This window comes from Chryseobacterium shigense, assembly GCF_900156575.1.
In the GTDB taxonomy this organism is placed as follows: domain Bacteria; phylum Bacteroidota; class Bacteroidia; order Flavobacteriales; family Weeksellaceae; genus Chryseobacterium; species Chryseobacterium shigense.
This window is the reverse complement of the sequence record NZ_FTNY01000004.1, coordinates 458,176-481,428: the sequence shown is the minus strand read 5'-3', so window position 1 is coordinate 481,428 and position 23,253 is coordinate 458,176. Positions and strand designations below refer to the sequence as shown.

The 23,253-nt window shown below is 38.1% G+C and carries 15 protein-coding genes and 2 tRNA genes; 8 read left to right on the top strand and 9 right to left on the bottom strand.

What is annotated here, in order from left to right; translation table 11 throughout:
- Nucleotides 1–30: 30 nt before the first annotated feature.
- The 5 genes from BW964_RS15700 to ccoN all read right to left on the bottom strand — a co-directional run bounded on the left by BW964_RS15700 (nucleotide 31) and on the right by ccoN (nucleotide 11,784).
- On the bottom strand, nucleotides 31–960 hold the full coding sequence (locus BW964_RS15700; protein WP_076508562.1) for a YihY/virulence factor BrkB family protein: 930 nt from the start codon (nucleotides 958–960) through the stop codon (nucleotides 31–33).
- A gap of 1 nt (nucleotide 961) precedes the next feature.
- Nucleotides 962–3,286 carry a translocation and assembly module lipoprotein TamL gene (gene tamL / locus BW964_RS15695; RefSeq protein WP_076508560.1) on the bottom strand — a complete coding sequence of 775 codons (2,325 nt, stop codon included), beginning with the start codon at nucleotides 3,284–3,286 and terminating at the stop codon, nucleotides 962–964.
- A complete protein-coding gene (locus BW964_RS15690; RefSeq protein ID WP_084175922.1) occupies nucleotides 3,286–8,310 on the bottom strand; it encodes a translocation/assembly module TamB in 5,025 nt (1,674 codons plus the stop codon). The genes tamL and BW964_RS15690 overlap by 1 nt, the downstream gene beginning before the upstream one ends.
- A gap of 287 nt (nucleotides 8,311–8,597) precedes the next feature.
- Nucleotides 8,598–9,485 carry a cbb3-type cytochrome c oxidase N-terminal domain-containing protein gene (locus BW964_RS15685; RefSeq protein WP_076508559.1) on the bottom strand — a complete coding sequence of 296 codons (888 nt, stop codon included), beginning with the start codon at nucleotides 9,483–9,485 and terminating at the stop codon, nucleotides 8,598–8,600.
- Nucleotides 9,486–9,504: 19 nt separating this feature from the next.
- On the bottom strand, nucleotides 9,505–11,784 hold the full coding sequence (ccoN, locus tag BW964_RS15680) for a cytochrome-c oxidase, cbb3-type subunit I (RefSeq protein ID WP_076508557.1): 2,280 nt from the start codon (nucleotides 11,782–11,784) through the stop codon (nucleotides 9,505–9,507).
- 185 nt (nucleotides 11,785–11,969) lie between these two features.
- On the opposite strand from ccoN, the gene BW964_RS15675 reads away from it, so the two are divergent.
- From BW964_RS15675 to BW964_RS15650, 6 genes are all read left to right on the top strand, one after another.
- Complete coding sequence (locus tag BW964_RS15675; protein ID WP_076508556.1) at nucleotides 11,970–12,263, top strand: helix-turn-helix domain-containing protein; 294 nt, start codon at nucleotides 11,970–11,972, stop codon at nucleotides 12,261–12,263.
- A gap of 117 nt (nucleotides 12,264–12,380) precedes the next feature.
- Nucleotides 12,381–13,808 (top strand): amino acid permease, encoded by a 1,428-nt coding sequence (locus BW964_RS15670; protein WP_076508554.1) that lies wholly within the window; start codon nucleotides 12,381–12,383, stop codon nucleotides 13,806–13,808.
- A gap of 184 nt (nucleotides 13,809–13,992) precedes the next feature.
- The gene (locus BW964_RS15665) at nucleotides 13,993–14,796 is read left to right on the top strand and encodes an AraC family transcriptional regulator (RefSeq protein WP_076508552.1); all 804 of its coding nucleotides are present in this window, start codon (nucleotides 13,993–13,995) and stop codon (nucleotides 14,794–14,796) included.
- Nucleotides 14,797–14,904: 108 nt separating this feature from the next.
- Nucleotides 14,905–15,519 (top strand): hypothetical protein, encoded by a 615-nt coding sequence (locus tag BW964_RS15660; protein ID WP_076508551.1) that lies wholly within the window; start codon nucleotides 14,905–14,907, stop codon nucleotides 15,517–15,519.
- Between the two features lie 4 nt (nucleotides 15,520–15,523).
- Nucleotides 15,524–16,627: an agmatine deiminase family protein gene (locus BW964_RS15655; protein ID WP_076508990.1), complete on the top strand. Its 1,104-nt coding sequence runs from the start codon at nucleotides 15,524–15,526 to the stop codon at nucleotides 16,625–16,627.
- 368 nt (nucleotides 16,628–16,995) lie between these two features.
- Nucleotides 16,996–17,634 (top strand): HdeD family acid-resistance protein, encoded by a 639-nt coding sequence (locus BW964_RS15650; RefSeq protein ID WP_076508549.1) that lies wholly within the window; start codon nucleotides 16,996–16,998, stop codon nucleotides 17,632–17,634.
- Between the two features lie 269 nt (nucleotides 17,635–17,903).
- On the opposite strand, the gene BW964_RS15645 is transcribed toward BW964_RS15650, so the two are convergent.
- The 4 genes from BW964_RS15645 to BW964_RS15630 form a co-directional block, all read right to left on the bottom strand.
- Nucleotides 17,904–19,523 carry a T9SS type A sorting domain-containing protein gene (locus tag BW964_RS15645; protein ID WP_076508548.1) on the bottom strand — a complete coding sequence of 540 codons (1,620 nt, stop codon included), beginning with the start codon at nucleotides 19,521–19,523 and terminating at the stop codon, nucleotides 17,904–17,906.
- A 167-nt stretch (nucleotides 19,524–19,690) separates the two neighbouring features.
- Nucleotides 19,691–19,764 (bottom strand) — tRNA-Gln (locus tag BW964_RS15640).
- Between the two features lie 211 nt (nucleotides 19,765–19,975).
- Nucleotides 19,976–20,962 carry a tail fiber domain-containing protein gene (locus BW964_RS15635; protein WP_084175919.1) on the bottom strand — a complete coding sequence of 329 codons (987 nt, stop codon included), beginning with the start codon at nucleotides 20,960–20,962 and terminating at the stop codon, nucleotides 19,976–19,978.
- A gap of 212 nt (nucleotides 20,963–21,174) precedes the next feature.
- Nucleotides 21,175–21,245: transfer RNA gene (locus BW964_RS15630), tRNA-Gln, on the bottom strand.
- 98 nt (nucleotides 21,246–21,343) lie between these two features.
- Here BW964_RS15630 and BW964_RS15625 point away from each other — a divergent pair.
- Together BW964_RS15625 and arfB are read left to right on the top strand one after the other, a co-directional pair.
- The gene (locus tag BW964_RS15625; protein WP_076508544.1) at nucleotides 21,344–22,375 is read left to right on the top strand and encodes an AMP-binding protein; all 1,032 of its coding nucleotides are present in this window, start codon (nucleotides 21,344–21,346) and stop codon (nucleotides 22,373–22,375) included.
- A 100-nt stretch (nucleotides 22,376–22,475) separates the two neighbouring features.
- Nucleotides 22,476–22,868: an alternative ribosome rescue aminoacyl-tRNA hydrolase ArfB gene (gene arfB / locus BW964_RS15620; protein ID WP_076508542.1), complete on the top strand. Its 393-nt coding sequence runs from the start codon at nucleotides 22,476–22,478 to the stop codon at nucleotides 22,866–22,868.
- The last annotated feature ends 385 nt before the right edge of the window (nucleotides 22,869–23,253 follow it).

The window sequence follows — 23,253 nt, the reverse complement described above, 5'->3', positions numbered from 1 at the left end:
AAGTATCGGTTAAAAAGAATCTCATACCTCTCAGCTCTCATTCAAATCATCCTTTCTACTATCTCTGTACAGCTTGGCCGCACTCCATTTGGCATGTTTTGAAAGAACAATGGGATATCCCTTTTTATTATTATAGACTTTAGTAAACTCTGCTCCGAAAAACACAAGCATACAGGAATAATTGATCCACATCATAATTAATATCACGGTTCCGGCAGTTCCAAAAGCAGAAGTCGGTTTAAAATTCCCAAAATAAAGGCTTAGTAAAAATTTACCCAGCGTAAATAAAACCGTAGTAAGCAAAGCGCCTTTCCATACAGGATTCCAGCTGATCTTTACATCAGGAAGCACCTTGAACATGAGCGCAAACAGCAGCATAACCAGGCCAAAACCAATTCCAAAATTCACCAGCTCTACAATCATATAGGTTTCGAGGCCAAAATAATTCGTGATCCAGTTATTAAACAGACTGATCATGGAAGATAAAATCATGGTGATCATCAGTAGAAAACCGAGAATAAGAATCATTCCCAATGAATTGGCTCTGTCTAAAATGAATTTCAACAAAGCTTTTTTAGGAGCTGCTTCTACATCCCAAAGCGTATTTAAAGAATGCTGCAGCTGAAAAAATAAAGTGGTAGAACCAAAAACTAAAGATCCGATTCCTATTATTTTCATGAAAATATTCTGCTTGTCAATCAATGCACCGGCAATCATTCCTTCAATACTTTTTGCAACATCCGTTCCCATTAATCCGCTGATCTGGTTACTGATTTCACCACGGATAGCTTCTTCACCGAAGAAGTTTCCTGCGATCCAGATAATAATAATCAATAATCCGGGAATAGAAAATATCGCATAATAGGCCAGACTTGCCGAATCTTTTGATGCGGAAGAGCTGTTCCATTCGTCGAAGGTCTCTTTAAGTACCTCCCAGAAAAATTTGATAGTGTGGGTCATATTAGAAAGGGTATCCGATGGCTATATTGAAAACTAAATTATCTTTCCTCCAGCTTGAATCTCCAAAATTGATTCGGTCAAATGCCCAGCGCTCTCCTTTTTCATAGTAAGGAACTCTTAAAGGCATAGCAAGATCCAGTCTTAAAATTAAGATAGAGAAATCAAGTCTTAGACCAACTCCGGCTCCAACTGCAATTTCACTTAAAAATTCTTTTGAAAACTTAGCCCCTGGTCTATCAGGATCATCATGCATCAGCCAAACATTCCCTGCATCTACAAAAGCCGCTACATTTAAAAATTTATAGAGATTGGCACGGTATTCTGCATTTAATTCCAATTTAATATCACCTGCCTGGTCTATTAAAATTCCCGGTTCAATAGTTCTCGGATCAAAGCTTCCCGGGCCTAAAGTTCTTGCACGAAACGCTCTGATACTGTTACTTCCTCCTGAGAAAAACTGTTTAGAGAAAGGGATGAATTCAGAATTTCCATATGGATAAGCTACTCCTCCAATAAATCTTGTAGCCAGGGACGTCTTTTCTGTAAATTTATGATAGAACCTGAAATCATTTTCAATTTTTGCATATTGACTGAAAGGAACTCCAAAGATTTTTTTCTCTTTATCATTTTTTACATTGGCACCAGTCACCAAACCGGTAATATTTCCTGCAAGATCCAATGTTCCTTTATAATAGATCGTATTGGTCTTAGGAAGCATTGTATTGGTATAGGTATAAGAATACGTAGGTCCGAAAATAAGCTGCTTCTCAACGACTCTTCGTGCGGCAGGAGTGGTTGCCTGTTCATAAAATTTAGCAGTCACATTAGCTGGAGAGACCAGTGTAATATCAATAACCTTTAATTCATGCTCCTTTCTGGCATTCTCTTTCCACACGTAGCCGAAGGCCGCATTAAAATTATTAAGGGTATAAAGTTGAGTACGGTTTTGAAACTCATACCCCAACGTAATATTCGTTCTCGGAACAAAGGCACTTGAAGAATTAAAGCGGAAAGGTGCTACAATTCTTGGAATTGAAAGCTGAACATTAGTTCCTGCACGGAATAGATTCTGTGCATTTTCCTGGCCTCCCATCTGAAAATCGAAGGCTCCGTAAACCGCTGCTTTAAATTGTTCTGCTCCCTTGAAGAAATTTCTGTGCGTCCAGTTCAGGTTGAGTTCACTACCTGCATAATTCGCCGAGTTCGTTCGGCCTAAAGCTTCCAGTCTTAGCGACTGAATTTGTCTTGGGGTCAACAAATAATACGCATCGAATTGATGTTTTAATGAATCAGAAACAATAAATTCATTTTTCACAAATTTAAAGACTCCTAAACTGATCAGACGATTAAGGGTAAGATTATGATTAGAGCGGTTATAAAGATCCCCTTTCTTGAAATATAGCGCTCTGTCAAAGATTTTAGGTTTAAACTTATGTTGTGGATCAATGACGTAGATGTCATCATAAGCATATTGGGCCAGTGAATCAGGATTCATCGGGACGCTGTATTTTCCTCTTTTGACATCCTGAATATTGTAATTAGGGAAAACAATAACATTATTAATGCTGAACTGTTCCGTGGCCAGATCAGGAGTGTCTTCTTTTAATTTTACGTTGAGCTCTACTTTGTGATTTTTGCTCACTGTACTGTCAGCCTGAACAATAACATTGTCCGGACTGAAATAGTAGAAACCTCTTTCCTTCAGGCCATTATCAATACGCTCTCTCTCATCTTTGATCACATCAAGGTCGAAAGGTTTTCCAGGTTTAAGCAAGGTTTTATTAGCGAAGTTTTGAATTTCCCGGTTGATAAGTGTGGAATCCTGCTGAAACTTAACGTTACTCACCAGATACCTTGCACCAGGTCTTAAGGTGTAAATAACCTGGGCTTTTTTATTTTTGGATACCGTATCATACGTAGCTTTTGCATTGAAATACCCTTTGTTTTCAGAATAGTTTTCAATAATCTTTCTGTTGAATTCACGATCTACATCCCCCAGTAAAACAGGTTTTTCACCTACTTTATATTTTAACCAGTAATTAAATCCTTTGTCTTTTTTAGGCTCTTTGGCAATATTATAGAAATATAATTTCGGACGCAGACCTAATAATTTAGAATTAGGTTTAGGAACTAAATTTTCCTCCAGCGCCGCCTTGAGCTCATTCTTTTCCTTTTTTGAAAGACTGTCATTTTCGACTTTCACTTCTCCGCCGATGTACAGCATCTGGCCTTCCTTGAGAAATTTTGTATTGCTACACGAGACCGAAACAGCGGCAAACCCCGAAACGAACAAATATTTACAATATATATTAAAATTACTTTTCATTATTTAAATTCTACCACTTGGTTATTCTTGTTTTCTTTTTTACGTCTTTCTTTCTTGGATTTTTGGAAAATCTCACGGAATTTATCATAATCAAGAGTAATGATAAACCCTAATCCTGTTTCTATGATCTGCCCCTGAAGAGCCACCTGATATTCATCCTTACGATACGCCCTCATCATGTATCGGCCATCTTTCGACAAACTGTAATCTATCGTTACGTTTCCTGCAATATTCGTTGTGTTTTCGTTTTGGCGGGCTTCCCCTTCCAAAGCAAAATTACTTCCTACAGAAACTTTCAGACGGTCATTCAGTAATTTTTTACTTACGCCCACATTCAGGTCTGTTCTTGTATTTTTTTGTCCCGTAGAATAATCTTCAGAAGAATCAAGACCTAAATCTATGTCCACTCCTTTGATCAAACCGGCCGCGAGATTATTCAATTGCTGGGAAAGAATTTTACTCACACTCTGTCTGGCCATAGCTTCTGCCGACATTCCTGCCCCGGACTCAAATGGATTTTCTCCAATAAAGCGGTTCAGTAAAAGAAGGGCGAAAACCTGCTTATTCATTTCCGATTCCTGAGTCCTTAACTGAGTAAGTTTCTGATCTACAACATCGGTTACCGCAGATGAAACAGCATTGTTTTTTTCGTCGGTGGTAATGTCGAAACTGATTTGAGGTTTTAGAAGTTCTCCTTTCATTTTCAATAAAGTATTGAAGGGAATCCTTTGTTTAAGCTGATTTAATACCGTCGGATCATCAACCTGCTGTTCAACAAGGTCAATAGGGGGTGCTTCCGTTTTATAAACAGCCGTAATATCCATCATAGCGGCAGTAGGCTCTCCCGTCCATGTGATCGTACTTCCTTTCTGGATATCAAATTTACGTTTCAGAAGGCTCACAGAAAGTTCGTAAGATCCTTTTTCCACTTCATAAACTCCTACAAGGGTTGTTTTTCCTGAAGGATCAATTCCTCCGGTTAATTCAGCTTCACCCTGAAGTTTTACAAAATCTCCGTTGGCTTTATCAATAACGATAGACATTTTTGCCTCCTTGCTTACTTCAATATTCACGCTTACATCCATTCCTTTGAAACGGCTTTGAGCTTTCAGAGAATCAGCCTTGATCGTTTTATTTAAAACCACCTGATCCTGATCGATGAACTCTACAATTCCATCTCTTTCCTGAAGGGAAGGACTGGACTGTGGAAGAACAAAGGTGAAGTCGGTGTCATCAGAAACGGCCAGTCTCCCGTCAACTTTCGGAAGATCCAGATTGCCACGAATACGAAGTCCCGCATCAATAGCTAGAATTCCGTACATCATCGCATCATTGGATTTTTCTGAATTAACCACTTTGAAATCTTTGGCATTAACGTCAAGATTAAAAGCAAAATCTCTGTAAGTCTGCGTAAGAACCTGCCCGTTGATCACAAGAGAATTTCCATCCTTATCATTGATTTTAAACTTGTCAAACTCGATACCACGATTGGTAAAATCAATTTCATCATTCAGCTTTCTGAAATCACTGCCTGTTTTTGCAATTTCCAGTCCGGCATCATTGAATTTTACTTTCCCTACAATATTCGGTTGATCCGTATTTCCTGTAATCTTTAAATTTCCGGAAAGATAGCCTTCCGTATTGGTGATCGCATTCATGGAAAAGCCCTGGACACTTTTCATCTGAAGCTTATTGATCGCCATATTCAGATCAAATGTGCTGGAAGAAGTATTATAATCTCCAAGAATTTTCACATCATTATTATTGCCGGAAAGAGCAACATCCGCATTTAAAACATTCGGTGAAGCGTTGTTCACTTTTACAGCAAGGTTCCCCACCGCATTTCCATAGACGATCAGGTCTGAAATATTGAGATCAGAAGTGAAGGTCATTTTTTTGGTAACATCACGAAGCTGTGCTGTCCCATTGATGGTTCCTCTTGCCAATACTGTATCTTTCTTGATCAGTTCAGTGATCGTTTCAATTTTAAAATCTTTCAGCGTAACATTGAGGGGACTGCTTGGGCTGTCCGTTTCAGACTGAAGAGATATTTGGCTTCCCGCATTGGAAAGAATAAAATTGTCTGCCAGAATGCCTTTGCTGCTGATCTGAATCTTATTATTCTCAGCAACATTCCAGTCCGAGTAGTTGAGTTTTAAACCATTCGGATTCAATGAAACTTCAGTGATATCATTCAATGATTTTGCATGGCCGGCGATAAGGAACTGCGTAGCATCTTTATCGTCTTTTGTGGTAATATTATAATTAATGGTATTATCTGCGACATCTCCGCTTACAGCCACTTTTTTCAAGGTGAAGCTTGAGCTTTTTAAAGCAGCTGCATTAAGATTGTATTGTAACGCCTGATTTTCATTAGTCACTTTTAAAGCGACATTTTCAAGCGAATTTTCACCATACAGCAACTGCGGGATCTGACCGTCAATTTCAATTTTTTGAGAATCTGCATTGTAATTTCCAGCTAAATTGATCGTTTCAAAACTTTTCAGCTCCGGAACAAACTTTCTGATCAGATCATCATTTTTGATCTTGGCATTGAAGGTGAAAAATTGTCCCGGATCGATTTTCTGACCTTTCGCCGGTTTCTGGAACTGATAATATTGATTAATGGTCTGCGTTAAAGCTCCAAAAATCTGAGTCAGTTTATATTTCCCCTTTAAAGAAACATCAGCAATTTGAGAATTGAAAATAATCTGGGTTGAATCCTGAGTTGAAGAAGCTTTCAGATTCACTTCCTGCACAGGATAAACCTCTTTGGTGTCTGAAAAAGCGAAATCCTTCAGGTTTAAATAGCCATTCAGGGCATCCGGATCAAGGCTTGAAAAATCTCCGTCGATTTTTCCTGCAATAATCATAGGCTTCTCATAGAAACCAAGTTTATTCACATCGAGTTTGATCACCTCTCCATTGATTTTTACAGTAGGATTTTTTTCATTATAAACTCCGGAAGCGATTAAATTCAGATTCGCATTCGGATCTTTTGAATTTAAAACAATGTGGTAAACTCCTTTATTAATCTTACCAGTAAGATCCATATTCTGGTAGCGGTATCCTTTATAGACAGCCGATGCTACATGGCCTTTCAGATCAGCTTTTGCATTTTTGAAATCAAAACTTTCACCTTTTGCAGAAATCTGAGCGGTAATGGCTCCTACATCCTTATTCCTGATGATCTTTCCGATCTGAATTGCCTGAAGATTAGCTTTTACATCATACAGTTCACGATTTTTTCTGCTCATATCCACCTCTGCCACAATAGCAGCGTTTCCAAGGGTAGAGTAGAGGTTAAGATCTGCCTTTACAACTTTGGTCGTTCCCTTTGCACTTCCTTTAATACTGAAGTGGGAAGGCAGAGAAATAGTGGAAGGAATCGTATTTTTTGGTACAAGATTATAAACTGTTTTTGCCTCGGCTGAAAATTCTCCGATCCTGAGATCATAATAAAGATTTTCAGGATTCATCGCATTTTTGATTCTTCCGGAAGCCGCAACTCTCAGCTGATCCAAACCTGACACCTTAAGATCTTTGATCAGAAGATCATTGACGATTCCCTGAACATTAGCATTGACATTCAGGATAGCGTTAGGATATTTGTTGAACGGAACGGTATTGCGTAAAGTAGGAACTATATTCAATAGATCAGCAAAACCAATTTTGGAATCTTTAATATTAGCTTTAATTTTTACACTGCCTGGATTTGAAGTCAGCTGCTCTAGGGAATCATAATTTAAAATCACCTCATCACGGATCAGCGTTTTGGGAGTTTGTAAATAAAGATCTTTTAAGTAAGCCTCTTTTTCAGCATAGACAAAATCTGTATTGAATTTTTGGATATCAAGTCCCCTTGCTTCCTGAATCTCCGCGGAATTCACTGTTCCTGCAAACGTATTATTCTCCATTTTGAAGCTTCTTACCTCTACATTCATTTTAGAGAAATTCATGTGATTGAAATCCATGCCCTGTTTTGTAGGAGCAATAGCCGTATTGTTGTAGACTGCTTTTACATCATTCAGAACAAGTTTTCCTAGAAGCACTTTCATCGCTTTATCCTGATCCGAAACTTTTGAAACTTCCGGTTCTTTTTGATCTTTCGGATTAGCGTTTTGTGCAGGAAGATAAAGATTCGCATTAATATCTGCCCCTGAAAGAACAACGTTGGAAATATTATAAGAGTTATTCTCAAGATCCAGTTTATTGATCTTCGTACTTAATTCTTTAAACAGAACTTTAGCAAAAGTTTTGGTATTGTCGTCTCCATAATCAATATCGAAATTGGTAAGTTTAATTCCTCTGAGGCCAATATTCATTGGTTTTTTATCGTTGAGGGAATCTACTTTTTTCTCGACTTTTTTAGAAACCTCTTCAATAAGGTCCTGTTTTAATTTTAATTTTAATCCGTCCAGATTAATATCATTAACAGCATAGGTGTTTTTACTAAGGTCAAAAGTTTTAACCCTTGTATCAAAAGATTTAAAATATAATTTGATATCATTCTTCGACTGCTGGTCGTTGAACGTCACTCCAATATCCTTTAAATTAATCTTATCAAGAGAAATAATAAAAGGTTTGGAAGAGCTTTCTTCTTTATCACTGGTTGCAAATGCATTGATAATATAATCGAAATTGAATGTTCCGTTGGGTTTGCGCACTACATTCGCCCGTGCTCCGTCAAGATCTACGGAGGTGATATCGGCAGTGGAGCTGATAAGTTTCAGCATATTTAACCCTACATCGAGTTTTTTGACAGCAAGAAGCGTGTCTACATCCTGTCCTTTCAGATACAGATTTTCCATGACAAGACTGTTCGGAAATCCTATGTAGACCCTTTCCAGACTTACTTTTGTCTTGATCTTTTTCTCAAGATATACGACCAGTTTGTCTTTAATGAAGTTTTGAACGGCAGGAAGCCTTAAACTCAGGATCAAAAGGGTAAGTAAAACCAGTATAGAAATAACGGTTATTACAAAACGCCTTAAAATTTTTCTTTTGTTAATTTTCAGTTCCAAATGCGATGAGGTTTCTAACAAAGATAAGAATACTATTTTATTAGTTCTTTGTTGTGGTATCCTACTGCAAGTACAAAAATCCTGCCTTGGCTGCCGTGATATGGAATTTAGTTAGTAGTTGTCAAGTGAATATGTTGATATAGACAACCAAGGTGTGGATTTTTCTCTTTAGAAAGCCCCCTTTTTAATCATTTTTAATGTTGAAAAGGTTAGCAAAAATGAAACTCAAATGTTAGACTAGTTTCAAAAAAGGGGGCGAGAAATATATGGAGATAATAAAATTTAGGTTAATTATTTTCGTTTTCCCACTTCACTTCTTCACCCTGCGGAGTGGCACCGCCCTGAGCTGGAGTGATAGGAGACGTTTCCTGATTGATATGATAAATATAGGCTGCAATTTTTTCAGCATCTCTTCCGCTGATGGTTCCTTCTTTGACGAAAGGTCGCATCGTAGGATTATTGGGTGAGCCGTTTTCAAGCATCCAGAAAACATTTTTAAAAAGACTTTTTTCTTTGATATTGATCCAGTGCGTGTCCGTAAGATTCGGGCCGATGCCGCCTTTTCCACCGTCACCATGACAGGTTACACAGTTGGTCTTGAAAAGCTCCTGGCCTTCTGCGATATTATCTGCACTGTATTTGGCTGTTTCCAGATCAATCTGAGGGGCTGTTTTTTCATATTCCGCGATAGAAGCGAGCATTGTTTTTACTTCTTTATCATATTCCGCTTCAGGATGCGCATATTCCGTAAAAGCAAAGGCAGTCATATACACTACACAGAATATACATCCAAACCAGAACAGACCTATCCACCATTTCGGAAGGGAGTTGTCAAGCTCTGTAATCCCGTCAAAACCATGATCGATAAGAATATCTTTTTCTTCTGTAGCAGACTGTTTTTTGAAGGCTGAATTCCACAGTTTCTGATAATAAGGGATGCTTTTTTCTGCTAAATATTCTTTCTTTTCCTCTTCTGAAAGTCTGCTGAAACTTTCGTTCTCAACAAGATCTCCGATAGCGTTCATGATCATCAGAAGAATAACAGTGATCACCAGCAGCCCCCAGAAAAACGGAGAAGAAAAATAGTCTGAATCTCCGGCGAACATTTCAAACGCCATGATCGTTAAGCCTATCGTGGTTGCGATATATATTGAAATTGGGGTTCTCTTTTTCATTACAGTACAATTTTAAAGTTTACTCAGCACTTGCAGTCTGGATCTGTGTCGTTTTAATATCGGTACCTAATCTTTGCAGGTAAGCAATCATGGCTACGATTTCTCTCTGCTCCAGCGGAACGTAAGAGGCACCTTTTGCCGTTTTTTCTTTTTCCATCTGATCTTTCAGATCATTTGCCTCAGAATAAATTCTCTTTACAATACCTTTTGACTGATTGTCTGCCCATTGGTTAGCCGAATCTATTTCTGCTTTTGAATAAGGGACATCGAAAGCATTTTTCATCAATTTCATCTTGTCAACCATTTGAGTACGATCCAGCTTATTCGTGATCAGCCATGGAAAACGGGGCATGATGGAACCAGCAGAAGTAATTCTCGGGTTGTACATATGTTTAAAGTGCCATGAATCCGGGTTTCTGCCACCTTCCCTGTGAAGGTCCGGTCCTGTTCGCTTAGATCCCCATAAGAAAGGTCTGTCATAAATAAATTCTCCCGCTTTAGAATACTGCCCGTTTTTACCTTCAAATCTTACGATCTCATCACGGAAAGGTCTGATCATCTGGGAGTGACAGGAGTTACATCCTTCCCTTACATAAAGATCTCTTCCTTCCAGTTCAAGTGGAGTATATGGTTTTACAGCGGTAATGGTCGGAACGCTCTGCTTCAGAGATAGGGTAGGAACAATTTCTATTAATCCGCCTATGGCTACTGTGATGAATGCTAATATTGAAAGCAGTTTCGGAGTTCTTTCCAGCCAAAGGTGTACGCCTTCTCCTTCTTTTCTTGAGCTGCCGATATCAGCCAGTGCCGGAGCCTCTGCAGGAACTTCCTTCTGGAATGAGCCTGATCTTACAGTTCTGATCACATTCACCACCATTAAAATAGCGCCTGAAAGATAAAGGATACCGCCTAAGAATCTCATCTTAAAGTAAGGAATAATTGCTGTTACCGTATCCAGCCAGTTTTTATACATTAAGGTACCATCCGGGTTGAATTGTTTCCACATCAATCCTTGAGTGAATCCTGAGATGTACATCGGAACTGCATAGAAAATAATTCCTAATGTTCCCAGCCAGAAGTGCCAGTTGGCTAATTTTTTAGACCACAATGGTGTTCTCCACATAATAGGAACCAGATAATAGACCACACCGAAGGCCATAAAGCCGTTCCATCCAAGGGCTCCCAGGTGTACGTGTCCGATCACCCAGTCGGTGTAATGCCCGATTTTATTTAAAGATTTTGTAGCCAGTAATGGTCCTTCGAAAGTGGCCATACCATAACAGGTAATCGCTACCACAAAGAATTTCAGGATCGGATTTTCTCTTACTTTATCCCAGGCTCCTCTTAAGGTAAGAAGACCGTTCAGCATTCCTCCCCATGAAGGGGCAATAAGCATAATAGAGAATCCCGTACCTACGGCCTGTGCCCATGCCGGAAGCGCCGTATACTGAAGGTGGTGTGGACCCGCCCAAAGGTATACGAATATCAGCGACCAAAAGTGAATAATGGATAATTTATAGGAGAATACAGGTCGCTGTGCCGCTTTCGGCATGAAGTAGTACATCAGGCCTAACACCGGAGTGGTCAGTACAAAGGCTACGGCGTTGTGACCGTACCACCATTGTACCAGAGCATCTTTTACACCGGCATATACAGAATAGGATTTCCAGCTTGTGAAGGATAGGGGAACTTCAAGATTATTAAAAATATGCAGCATGGCTACGGCAATCCAGGTTGCAATGTAAAACCAGATCGCTACATAAAGGTGTCTTACCCTTCTCTTCGCAATGGTTCCGAACATATTGATTCCGAAAATTACCCATGATACAGTGATCATAATATCAATTGGCCATTCGTGTTCAGCATATTCCTTGGAAGTATTGATTCCCATTAAGAAAGTGATCACTACGGCAACGATCATCAGCTGCCAGGTCCAGAAATGGAGCCATGAAAGCGTATCGCTGTACATTCTTGTTTTTAAAAGTCTCTGCATACTGTAATAAGCACCGCAGAAGAAGGAATTACATACGAAAGCAAAAATAACGGCACTTGTATGAAGCATTCTGATTCTTCCGAATCCCATGGCTCCCTGTGTATTGATAAGTCCCTGTATATTTCCGCTTCTCAGACTCTGAATCGTGGTGTCATCTGTCCCGAATAAAAACTCAGGCAACTCAGGGTAGAAAAGCATCAGCGCAGCCGAAAGTCCCAGCAGAAAGCCGACCAGCCCGAATACGATAGTAGCATACAAGAATGCTCTGACAATATTATTGTCATAATTGAATTTTTGCGTCTCCATAATTCCAATAGTGTTGTACCGAAGTGATATTTACCCTCTGAAATCAGAATTTATTTTATCTTGATTTCTGTTAAAAATAAATATCATGTAACGTGTATAATGTTTTGCCAAAGGTATTTATTAACTTTGTGTAAGTCTAGTAGGTCTCCTTCTAAACTATACTAAAAACTACTAAAACAAAAACGATGAAAGTATGTGGCCAAAATATCAGAAAAATACGTAGAAGTAAAGACTTTACGCAGGAGTATATGGCTTTTGAAATGGGGATTTCACAAAAGGCCTATTCCGACATTGAAAACTCTAAAGTCAAGATCAATCTGGATATCCTTACAAAGATCTCTGATATCCTGGAAATTAAACCTTCTGACATCTGCAGTATCTCACACAAATGCGGAACAGACGGCAATGAAGACCGTTATCAGTCGCTTTTAGAGTATATGAAAAAGAATAATATTTCAATTCCTGAGGAATATTTGTAAAGAATTACGGCTTTTTTAGTTTTTAAATCTTTATAAATGAATCTTTTGAATGTTCTTACAGCTTCACAGAAGGTAAATTTCTCTAAAGTTTTATATATTTAGGGCATAATTGATTTTATGAACAGCGAACAGAAAACGGAGTCCAATGATGGGGCTCTAGTAAGAGGATTAACCAACAGACATATTCAATTAATTGCCCTCGGAGGTGCTATAGGAACGGGATTGTTTCTTGGCATTGGCCCGGCAGCAGTTTTGGCGGGACCTTCCGTTATTCTGGGATATGCATTAGCAGGAATCATTGCATTCTTTATTATGCGTCAGCTCGGTGAGATGGTGGTTCAGGAGCCTGTTTCTGGAAGTTTCAGTCATTTTGCCTATAAATATTGGGGGAATTTTCCCGGTTTTGCTTCAGGCTGGAATTACTGGATTCTCTATATTCTGGTAAGTATGGCCGAACTTACCGCTATCGGGCACTATATCCATTTCTGGTGGCCCGAAATCCCGCTCTGGGTGTCCAGCTTATTCTTTTTTATTGTGATTACAGCTTTAAATCTGGCCTCTGTCAAAGTGTATGGGGAAACTGAATTCTGGTTTTCCATCATTAAGGTGGTCGCCATTATCGGAATGATTATTTTCGGTATTTATTTATTGTTGAGTGGTACCGGAGGAGATAAAGCGAGTATTACGAATTTGTGGAACGATGGTGGATTTTTCCCCAAAGGATTTTTTAATAAAAGCGAAAGTGGATTTTCCGGACTGTTTGCCGCTATGGCGATGATTATGTTCTCTTTTGGAGGATTGGAATTGATTGGAATTACGGCAGCAGAAGCTAAAAACCCTGAAAAGACCATTCCTAAAGCAACTAATCAGGTTATTTACAGGATTTTGATTTTCTATGTGGGAGCTTTGGTAATTTTATTTGCATTGAGCCCGTGGAGAGAAATTACAGAAGGGACAAGCCCTTTCGTAATGGTTTTTCAGAATTTAAATGGATTTGAATTCAATATTTTCGGAAAGGTCATCCAGTTCAATGTCTTAATCGCCAATATTCTTAATCTGATTGTTTTGACAGCGGCTTTGTCCGTGTATAACAGCAGTGTTTACAGCAACAGCAGAATGCTTTTCGGACTGGCTCAGCAGGGAAATGCACCAAAGTTTTTAAAGAAACTGAATAAAAATAGTGTTCCTACCAATGCGATCCTGATTTCTTCCTGCTTTGCCGGAATTTGTATCATCATCAATAAACTGGTTCCGGAAAAGGCTTTTGAATATTTAATGGCTCTGGTAGTTTCTACTCTGATTATTAACTGGCTGATGATCTGTTATACCCATTTGAAATTCAGAAAAGATAAAGACCAATCAGGAGTGAAGACTCTATTTCCTTCCATATTTTATCCTATATCCAACTACATCTGTATTCTGTTTTTAGTAGCAATTTTGGTATTGATGAGCATTACAGGAATGGAAATTCAGGTGATCTTAATTCCAATCTGGCTGGCGTTCCTGTTTTTGATGTTTAAGTTATACAAACCTAAAACGCAATAATAAATTGACGCTATTATAAGCGTCTGAAAAGGATGACAATTTATAAACGATAGAACAGATTTACATAAATTTATATCAAGGATGGGGTTTACTCCGTCCTTTTTTGTGTTCTGAAAGCAAAAGTCAACTGAAATGCTTTATCTTTAGAAGTACGTAAGCCAGCCCATTTGCAAAATATACAACCGTGCCTATCCGTTTTAATGAAATACAAAAGATCGTTGATCATATCGAAAACAATTTTGACAGGGAGATCACAGCCGCTGAAATAGAACATCTGTCTCAGTATTCTTACCGTAATTTTCAAAGGATTTTTTTTAAGATTTTTAAAGAAACAATCTCCGGATTTCAAAAGCGTCTCCGTCTGGAAAAATCATATAAAAAACTGATCTATACTCCCGATAAAATATCAGATATTGCATGGGAAGTCGGCTACCTCAATATTCAGTCTTTTTCAAAGGCATTCAAAAAACAGTATCATATCTCACCTGCGGAAGCCAGAAATCAGAAGCAGGAGATTTTTAAAGAATTTCTGGAAAGAGAGGCTGATGATCTGAAGTATGAAATCAAATACAAGGATGCTATTTCGGTATACTGTACGTTCATTAAAGCTAAAGATTATAATAATCAGGAGATTAATGATTTATGGAGCACTATCGGACAAGAGAACGGAGATTCTTTTCCTGCTTATGGGATTGTATGCGATCAGCCACTGATTACCAGCCGTTCCCATTGCAGATACGGAGCCGCTTTATTACAGGTTGAGACGGGAGTTTCCGGATTTCAGAAAACGGAAATTTTTGGAGGAAAATACATCAGGTTTACTCATTACGGATCTTTTGAAAATATTTTAGAAACCTACCGGGCCTTTTACCGATTCTGGCTTACCCAACCAAACCTTCTGCTTGATCATTCAGATGTTATAGAAGAATATATGCAATCTGAAAAGGGAGAAATGATTACTCATATTTATTTTCCGCTGTATTCTTAAGGATGTCCTTTTAGGACAAGTTTTGTTTTTCTGATGATCTAATTTTGTCACAGATAAATACCATGAATGATCGGATTTATCTCACAAAATTTTTAGAAAAACAACGGAATGAAAAAAAATGGTCTTTTCTTGATGATGTTCATTTCATCATATGCACCATCTCAGGTTTCTATACAGGCCTATGGTGGAAATAAGGAAGCTGAGGTGTTGGGAATTTATGATAAGGATTTTGGGAACAGGTGGAATTATTTCGTTTCGGGAACGGTTGCATATGACTATAAAACGCGAAAAGTAAGCCCTGCGGTTTATCAGAGCGTTAATTATTTTGTAGGTAACAATTGGGGCGCTTCTGCCGGGGTTTATACTTCTGCCGAAGAGGTGATGCCTTCATTGGGTTTTGCTTTTGTGAAAGAAACCCGAACTTTAGGAATTAACCTGTTTCCTGCCGTAACGTACTCTTTTGATACCGGAGAAGCAGGTCTGGGACTTTATACCTTACTGGAATATACTCCCGAATTGAATGAACAGTTTAATTTCTACAGCATGCTGATGGTAGAATCTGATTTCAGTTTTCAGGAACATCAGGCCAGCAGCCAGATCATCCGTTTGGGATTGGAAAACAACAAAAAAATGCAGTTCGGGATAGGAAGTACAATATCTCAGACCGGAAGTTCTTTTGAAACCGATATCAATTTCGGACTATTTATTGGAAAAAAATTTTAAAGATATGAAACCACTATTCGTACTCACTTTTTTATTAAATATAGCTTTTTGTATGGCACAGACGTATCACTTCCCAGAAGAATCTTCCCCCCATGAAGGAACCTGGCTGCAATGGCCACATCATCATCAGCATGGCACTGAATACCGGAAAAGAATAGAGCAGACCTGGATAGAGATGACGCGGGAGCTTCAGACCGGAGAAAAAGTTCACATTATCGCTTATGATAATGCTGAAAAGAAAAGGATAGAGGATCTTTTGGAAAAAAACAAAATTCCATTAAAAAATGTTGATTTCAAAGTGTATCCTACTGATGATGTCTGGATTAGGGATAACGGTCCTGTTTTCGTAAAAGATGATCAGGGACATGTACTGATAGAAGACTGGGGATTCAATGGCTGGGGCGGAAAGTATGATTCCAAAAACTGTGATGAAATACCTCAGCGAATCGGGGAAGATTTGGGAATGAAAGTAATTGATCTTAACGAGGAAATGGTCAATGAGGGAGGTTCTGTGGAAACTGACGGAAAAGGAGTTTTGATGGCCTGTAAAAGTTCAGTGATCAGTCAGAAAAGAGGATCTGTAAGAACAAAAGGAATTACACAGCAGGAAGCTGAGGAGATGTTTGAACAATATTATGGAGTTTCTAAAGTGATCTGGCTGGATGGCGTTACCGGACTGGATGTTACCGATATGCATATTGACGGTTTTATGAAGTTTATCAATCATACGACCATGATTACGATGGATGAGGACGGTCTTTTTGAGATGGGGCTTACCGATAAAGATATTAATACACTTTACACAGCATCCGATGCAGAAGGAAAAGAATATAGAAAAGTATATCTGCCGGCGACGAAAAACAAAGTAAAGACAGCTTACGGAAAACAGCTCGAGGACAAAGGCTCGTACATCAATTTCTATGTTGCCAATAAAGTCGTTCTGGTTCCAAACTATGGTGATCCCAATGATAAAATGGCCAATAAAATGATTCAGGAGCAATACCCTGACAGAAAAGTTATCGGAATCGATGTACGGAATTTATATGAAAATGGTGGGATGATTCATTGTGTAACCCAACAACAACCAGTGGGAAGCTTTCTTAAATAAAGAAAGAGAATAAGGAACTGAAAAAAGCATCCGAAAAATAGATTGAATTAAACCCATTTTTTTTCTGATGCTTTTATAAATATTTTTATAGTAAATGAATGTTTACAGGTGCATTTTCTTTTGCTAATAAAGAATGTCGAAAAGAAATACACTAATTGGCATTGAAATGAGATTTTCAATGGTTTTTTAGCAACATCTATGTTGTGTTATTAAATAATTAATGGAGATTACTAGGTGTTTAATCTATTAGTTTTTTGTATCTTGGCAGGAGTATTTATTTCAATACTTAGTGAATTTAAGCTTGTTTGAATTCCTATAGAGTGATCTATATACCGAGAGCAAAATAAACCAATCAAAAATACACACTTATGGCTAATCTATTTCAAACCCTTACGAACACGGTAAAGCATTGGTATATTCCATTGATTTTCGGGATTATATTTTTAATCTGCGGTTTTTATGTATTCACTGTACCGCTTGCTACGTACGTTACTCTCTCTATTTTTTTCAGTGTCTCATTTTTGTTTTCGGGAATTACGGAAATATTTTTTTCCTTACAGAATAACAAGTCATTGCAGGGATGGGGCTGGTTCCTGATAAGCGGATTGCTGACAACGGCAATCGGGGTATATCTTGTCAGCAATCCACAGATCTCGATGACGGTTCTTCCATTTGTTATAGGATTTACATTATTATTCCGTTCTTTTCAGCTTTTAGGCTTTGCCTTTGATCTTAAAAGTCAGAAAATTTTAAGCTGGGGAAATGTGGCCCTGGCAAGTGCAGGAGGTATTATATTCTCCTTGCTATTGATATTTAATCCTGTCTTTACCGGACTTTCCTTAGTAACCTTAACAGCGGTATCTTTTATTTTTATTGGAATTGCTTCCATCATGCTGGCTTTAGACCTTAGAAAACTCAAAAGATTTCCTTCCAAGATAAGTGAAGAGCTTAAAAATAAAGTCAGATCTCTTCAGGAAGAGATTGATGAGTTGAAAAATAGAAAATAAAAAAGAGCTCTACTGATCATCATAAAAAAAACTGACAAAAAAATGACTTTTCGGTTGCAGCCTTATATTTATTAATATGAAAAAGATATATAAGAGGTCAGACCAGGGACTGACCAAATTAGAGAAGGAATTTTTCACTCCTGAAAAAATAAAAAGAATTATTTTTTTGATGAATTACCGTTCTCTGTAAACCAATAAAACCCGCGAAAGCGGGTTTTATTTTTAAAGGTATCATTTTAATTATTGGATACAACAGTCAATGACAAGGATTATTGCTTTACAATTTTCTTGACGATCTTCTTTCCTTCCTTATTTATCCCATGAAGAAAATAAATGTTTGCGGGTAAATGATGAAGATTGATTTGTTGGCCCGATAAGATTTCATAAACTATTTTTCCATCCGAAGTATACACTTCAATGGAGCTGAGTTCCTCTGAAAAATGGAGGATATCTTTTACCGGATTAGGATGAAGGGAAATGTTTTTTGAAGGTTTTGCTTCTTCTGTGCCCAGGTTACCGGCACCTAATTTTACCAGCCAGAAATCCGTAGCAGAAGAATTAGGATGCATCCCCACCACATCGCCATTCACAGAATTGGTAGTTCCTGCAATCACATATCCGCCGTCCTGGGTCAGATCTAAAGAATAAGCAGAGTCTCCATTAGTTCCACCCAGAGATTTGGTCCATGATTTATTTCCTGATGCATCCATTTTCACCACCCAATAATCATTGGTGTTATTATTTCCGTGGTGATCTGTAACATCTCCGTTGGCAGAGAAAGAAATTCCTGTTACAATATAGCCTCCATCGGGAGTCTGTTTAATAAAATGTGCCATGTCCGTTTGGCTTCCGCCCATACTTTTTTGCCATTCCAATCCACCACTGGAATTCATTTTAACTACCCAGAAGTCATTATTTCCATGATTTCCGGTGACATCTCCGTTAGTAGAATTGGAATATCCGGCTAGAATATATCCTCCATCCGTAGTTTGCTGAATAGAGTAGGCATTGTCTTCTCCCGTTCCTCCTAAACATTTTTGCCACTGTAAAGTTCCTTGTGCATTTAATTTTACGACCCACGCATCTCTTGAGGCAAGGTAGGCTGCGTCACTCGAACTCCAGTAGGTGTGATTTCCGGAAACATCGCCATTATTTTTAGTTTGGGTAGAGCCTGCAAGGATATATCCTCCACCTGTGGTCTGTTTTACAGAGTAAGCTACTTCATCATCTGAACCTCCAAAACTTTTACGCCATTCTATATTGCCATTGGGATCAGTCTTTATCGCTACCATATTATACCTGGTCACCGGGCTGACTCCGGCAGCATATATCGCTCCGGCAACTATAAAACCTCCATCTGATGTCTGCTGAATAGAATAAGCTTTTTCATCATCGGTAGTTCCCAGATTCTGGGTCCACAATTTATTTCCTGCCCCATCTAATTTTACAATCCAAATATCGCGGGAACCAAAATATATAGGTACATCTCCGTCATCTACAGTAGAATATCCGGCAATAATATATCCTCCGTCACTCGTTAGTGCGAGAGCTGCAGCAGAATCATATCCTGTTCCTCCCAGTGCCTTTTGCCACTGAAAATTTCCATGACTATCTGTCTTTACTACCCACATATCTTGTGCGTTGCCGGAGCCATGCACACCGGAAATATATCCTCCGTTGGAATTGGTATTGCCTGCTAGAATATACCCTCCATCAGGAGTATGCGCAACCGGTAATCCATAAAGTCTGTTAGAGGTATTAAAATCTACGCAGGCACTTTCAGTCCCAATATCTCCAAGACATACTGCCCATTCAATAGCAGGCGCTTGTTGAGCGGTTGAAAAATGATGTATTAAAAGAAAAAATGAAAGAAATAGTGTTTTTTTCACGGTTATAGAATTTATGATTAAATATGAATATTGCGAAAGTAAAAAAATAACCTAATAATAGACGAAAGAACGTATGAGATATTATTGAAAAATCATTACTGAGATGAATTTTAATCATCAGACCTTGTGAAAGCAAAAAAAAAACCATCCTTTAAAAAAAGGATGGTTGGTAGACCCACAGGGATTCGAACCCCAACTGATGGTACCAAAAACCAGAGTGCTACCGTTACACCATGGGTCTGTATTATTTTAGTGGTGCAAATTTACTAATTTTTTATTTATGTGCAATACTTTGGACTGTAAGAAGCTGTTTTTTTGAATTGAAAATATAAAATAGAGCATACCTAAAGCGGGCTCACTCAAAAAAAAATATAGAATAGTCTATGGTTTTCAGATTCTTGTAATTAAAAAAGCCTTCTGGTGTGAAGGCTTTGTATTCCAGTATTTTTAAATTATTTTTTCGTTAAACCGTTAATTTTTGATTCAAGTTCGTTGATTCTTTTTTCAAGATTCTCATTTTTCTGATGCAGAGCTCTTATAGCTTCCACCAGCACGGCATCATAATCTCCGTAGGCCGTTTGCAAATAGCCTTTGGCATCTTGGGTTACTTTATCAGGGAAGACCTCCTGTATATTTTGGGCGATAAAACCCATTTGTTTTTCTTTCGGACGAAGAATTCCTGTTTTATCATCATTCCAGTAGTAGTAAACTCCTTTCAGTCGAAGCAGTTTTTCCAGGGCTTCATTGCCGGAGATTTGCTTAATGTCTTTTTTAAGGCGTCCGTCAGAATTGGCAAGCCATGCTCCGGTAGTTGTTTTAGAAGCTTCCCCCTCTATCTCCAGAATATTTGTGATGGCCGATCTGCCTATCCCAATCTTACCGTCCTGACCTATGGTCATTCGTAAAACACTTGAATTCGTATCATTGGGGGTCGTGTAGAATTCTATTCTGGTTCCCTGTGCTGTTGTTGTAAAATTCTGAGTTGCTACAGCCATGATCCTAGAAGAATTTAAAGAAGTGCCGGTGTAGCCATTTCCTGTGTTTCCTACAAAGGTAATGGCTCCTATATTTGCTCCCGATACTAAAGCTTGGTTGATACTCCTGTCAGTAGACTCATTTTTTCTTAATGCGAAGAACGCAGGACCTGCTCCTCCAGCTCTTTCATTGATTGATCCGTTCACATCACTTAAAATGTGAAGATTGGCTTGTGGATTAGTTACTCTTATTCCGACTTTAGCATCGTCGGTTACGGTTATTGATTCTACATCTGAAGAATTTCTAACTTTAAATGATTTGGTTGATGAAGCGTTTGATTTGCCTACGACATCTAAAGTAGCTTGAGGACTAGAGGTGTTAATTCCTACCTGTCCACTTAGAGGCAAAAAAAAGCCGACAATAAACAGGAAATAAAATTTGAAAATAATTTTTGAAGTCATCATATGGTAAATTTTGGTTACCTCAAATTTACAATAATATTTTTCTTGATATAAAATTTTAACAAAAAAAATATTTATTATAATGATTATTTAAAATAATATTCTTATGGGCGGTTGTTACACCTAAAATAAGAATAAAGGTTAGGGTATTAACAAGATTTTGTATTGAGAAATAAAAAAAGCCTTGAAAATCTATTGATTAACAAGGCTTTAAGTAGACCCACAGGGATTCGAACCCCAACTGATGGTACCAAAAACCAGAGTGCTACCGTTACACCATGGGTCTCTTTATTTTGGTGAGGCAAATTTACAGCTTTTTTCTTTAGATACAAGAAAATTTTAAAGTTTTTTTTACATTTACACTCCTTTTTATTTCATACCATCATGCACATAGACTTCAAGAATCTCAATATTAATAATTTATCCTCTCAAACGGATTTCGAATATAAATTGAAAAATTTTTTAGAGGAGTGGTTTTCCAATGGGGAGACCGTAAAAGTACAGACTTCAGGTTCCACAGGGATACCGAAAGTTTTTGAAATCGAAAAAAAGAAAATGATTAATTCTGCAGTGATGACCTGTGATTTTTTGGGTTTAAAAGAGGGAAACAAAGCATTGTTGTGCCTTCCGGTAGACTATATTTCCGGAAAAATGATGGTGGTACGATCTATTCAGAGAAAATTGAAACTGATCGTAACTGAACCCTCTCTAAAGCCAACCGAATATTTAGACCAGGAAGTTGATTTCTGTGCTATGACTCCACTTCAGGTGGAGAACTCGCTGGACAAACTGCATCTGATTAAAAATTTAATCATTGGGGGAGCTGCTGTTTCTGAAAATCTGAAAGAAAAAATACTTAATACAGAGCTGCTTTCCCGTACTTCAAACCGCATTTTTGAAACCTATGGAATGTCTGAGACCCTTTCGCATATTGCTTTAAAACAAATCATTCCCAAACCGGAAGAGTATTTCACTGCTTTCGAAAACGTATCTATCACCACAGATGAAAGAGGATGTCTGGAAATATGGGCACCCAATGTGAATGCTGAGGTGCTTAAAACGAATGATTTAGTTGAAATTAAGAATGGAAAACAGTTTAAATTTCTGGGACGTATCGATAATGTCATCAATTCCGGTGGAGCGAAAATTTTCCCCGAAACACTGGAAGCGTTAGTCAAAAAAGAAATTCCGAATGAAGCTGTATTTTTAGGAATTGAAGATGATCGTTTGGGACAGAAACTTATTTTGATCATCGAAGGAGAAGAATCTGCAGATCTTTCTGAAAAAGTTTTAAAAATACCCTTCGAAAAAAGTTTTCACAAACCCAAAGAAGTTATTTTTACCGAAAAAATTCCCAGAACCCCAAACGGAAAAGTCAACAGAATAGAACTCCATAAAATAATAACCCAAAGCTAAAATATCTCCCCGCCTCTCATCTCTTCATCTCTCATCTCTTAGTCTATCATCTCTTCGTCTATTATCTATTAATCCATTATCTTTAACCCATCTCCATCCTATGAAAGATTTCTCAAAAGAACTGAGCTTTAAAACTTCCCGCAGCAGTGGGGCAGGCGGTCAGAATGTCAATAAAGTGGAAACTTCGGTAACCGTTCTTTGGCTGGTTGATGAATCCGATTTTTTTAATGAGTATCAAAAAGAACTTATCAGGGGCAAGCTAAAAAACAGAATCAATGCTGAGGGCTATATGTTCCTGACTGTTTCTGAAAGCAGAAGCCAGCTGATGAATAAAAATAAGGCGATTGAGAAAATTATTGATCTGGTTAACAAAGCCTTAATCGTTCCTAAAAAAAGATTGGCCACCAAACCTTCAAAAGGGCAGAAGCAGAAAAGACTCGATACCAAAAAGAAAATTTCCGAGAAGAAAGATAACAGGAAGTTTAAGTTTTAGAGCTTCGTTTTTTTTAGATTCTAGGTTCGGGTTGCAGATCAGGAGATTTGAGTGAGGCAGTTTAGGATAGGTTTTCCTTTTGTATGTCGGGATTTTTGATTATCTTAGGGGTATTATTTACAAACCTTAATTTATGACAGCAATTATTCCTTTATCTGCAGAAAGCCACGCTAATGGCCTTTTGTTGTCGCTGTTATACTTACATACAGATTCTTTTCTGAAGAGTTCCAAGGACTTTATCAATTAAGCCCTGTCAGGATCCACGACAGGGAAAGTATTCCAATTTATTCACGTATTTATTGTTGCAGTTTTCTACAGGAGAAAAACTGAATATAAGTGCCATCCTGCATTGGATCACTGGAATAGCTGCATCTACTCACTTAAA

What these genes read in the sequence shown, in the direction of transcription:
- BW964_RS15660 (WP_076508551.1), top strand. Translation starts at nt 14,905, where the DNA reads ATGAAAAAAAATGGTCTTTTCTTGATGATGTTCATTTCATCATATGCA.
- BW964_RS15700 (WP_076508562.1), bottom strand. Translation starts at nt 960, where the DNA reads ATGACCCACACTATCAAATTTTTCTGGGAGGTACTTAAAGAGACCTTC.
- BW964_RS15635 (WP_084175919.1), bottom strand. Translation starts at nt 20,962, where the DNA reads ATGATGACTTCAAAAATTATTTTCAAATTTTATTTCCTGTTTATTGTC.
- BW964_RS15685 (WP_076508559.1), bottom strand. Translation starts at nt 9,485, where the DNA reads ATGAAAAAGAGAACCCCAATTTCAATATATATCGCAACCACGATAGGC.
- tamL (WP_076508560.1), bottom strand. Translation starts at nt 3,286, where the DNA reads ATGAAAAGTAATTTTAATATATATTGTAAATATTTGTTCGTTTCGGGG.
- BW964_RS15675 (WP_076508556.1), top strand. Translation starts at nt 11,970, where the DNA reads ATGAAAGTATGTGGCCAAAATATCAGAAAAATACGTAGAAGTAAAGAC.
- ccoN (WP_076508557.1), bottom strand. Translation starts at nt 11,784, where the DNA reads ATGGAGACGCAAAAATTCAATTATGACAATAATATTGTCAGAGCATTC.
- BW964_RS15655 (WP_076508990.1), top strand. Translation starts at nt 15,524, where the DNA reads ATGAAACCACTATTCGTACTCACTTTTTTATTAAATATAGCTTTTTGT.
- BW964_RS15650 (WP_076508549.1), top strand. Translation starts at nt 16,996, where the DNA reads ATGGCTAATCTATTTCAAACCCTTACGAACACGGTAAAGCATTGGTAT.
- arfB (WP_076508542.1), top strand. Translation starts at nt 22,476, where the DNA reads ATGAAAGATTTCTCAAAAGAACTGAGCTTTAAAACTTCCCGCAGCAGT.
- BW964_RS15625 (WP_076508544.1), top strand. Translation starts at nt 21,344, where the DNA reads ATGCACATAGACTTCAAGAATCTCAATATTAATAATTTATCCTCTCAA.
- BW964_RS15670 (WP_076508554.1), top strand. Translation starts at nt 12,381, where the DNA reads ATGAACAGCGAACAGAAAACGGAGTCCAATGATGGGGCTCTAGTAAGA.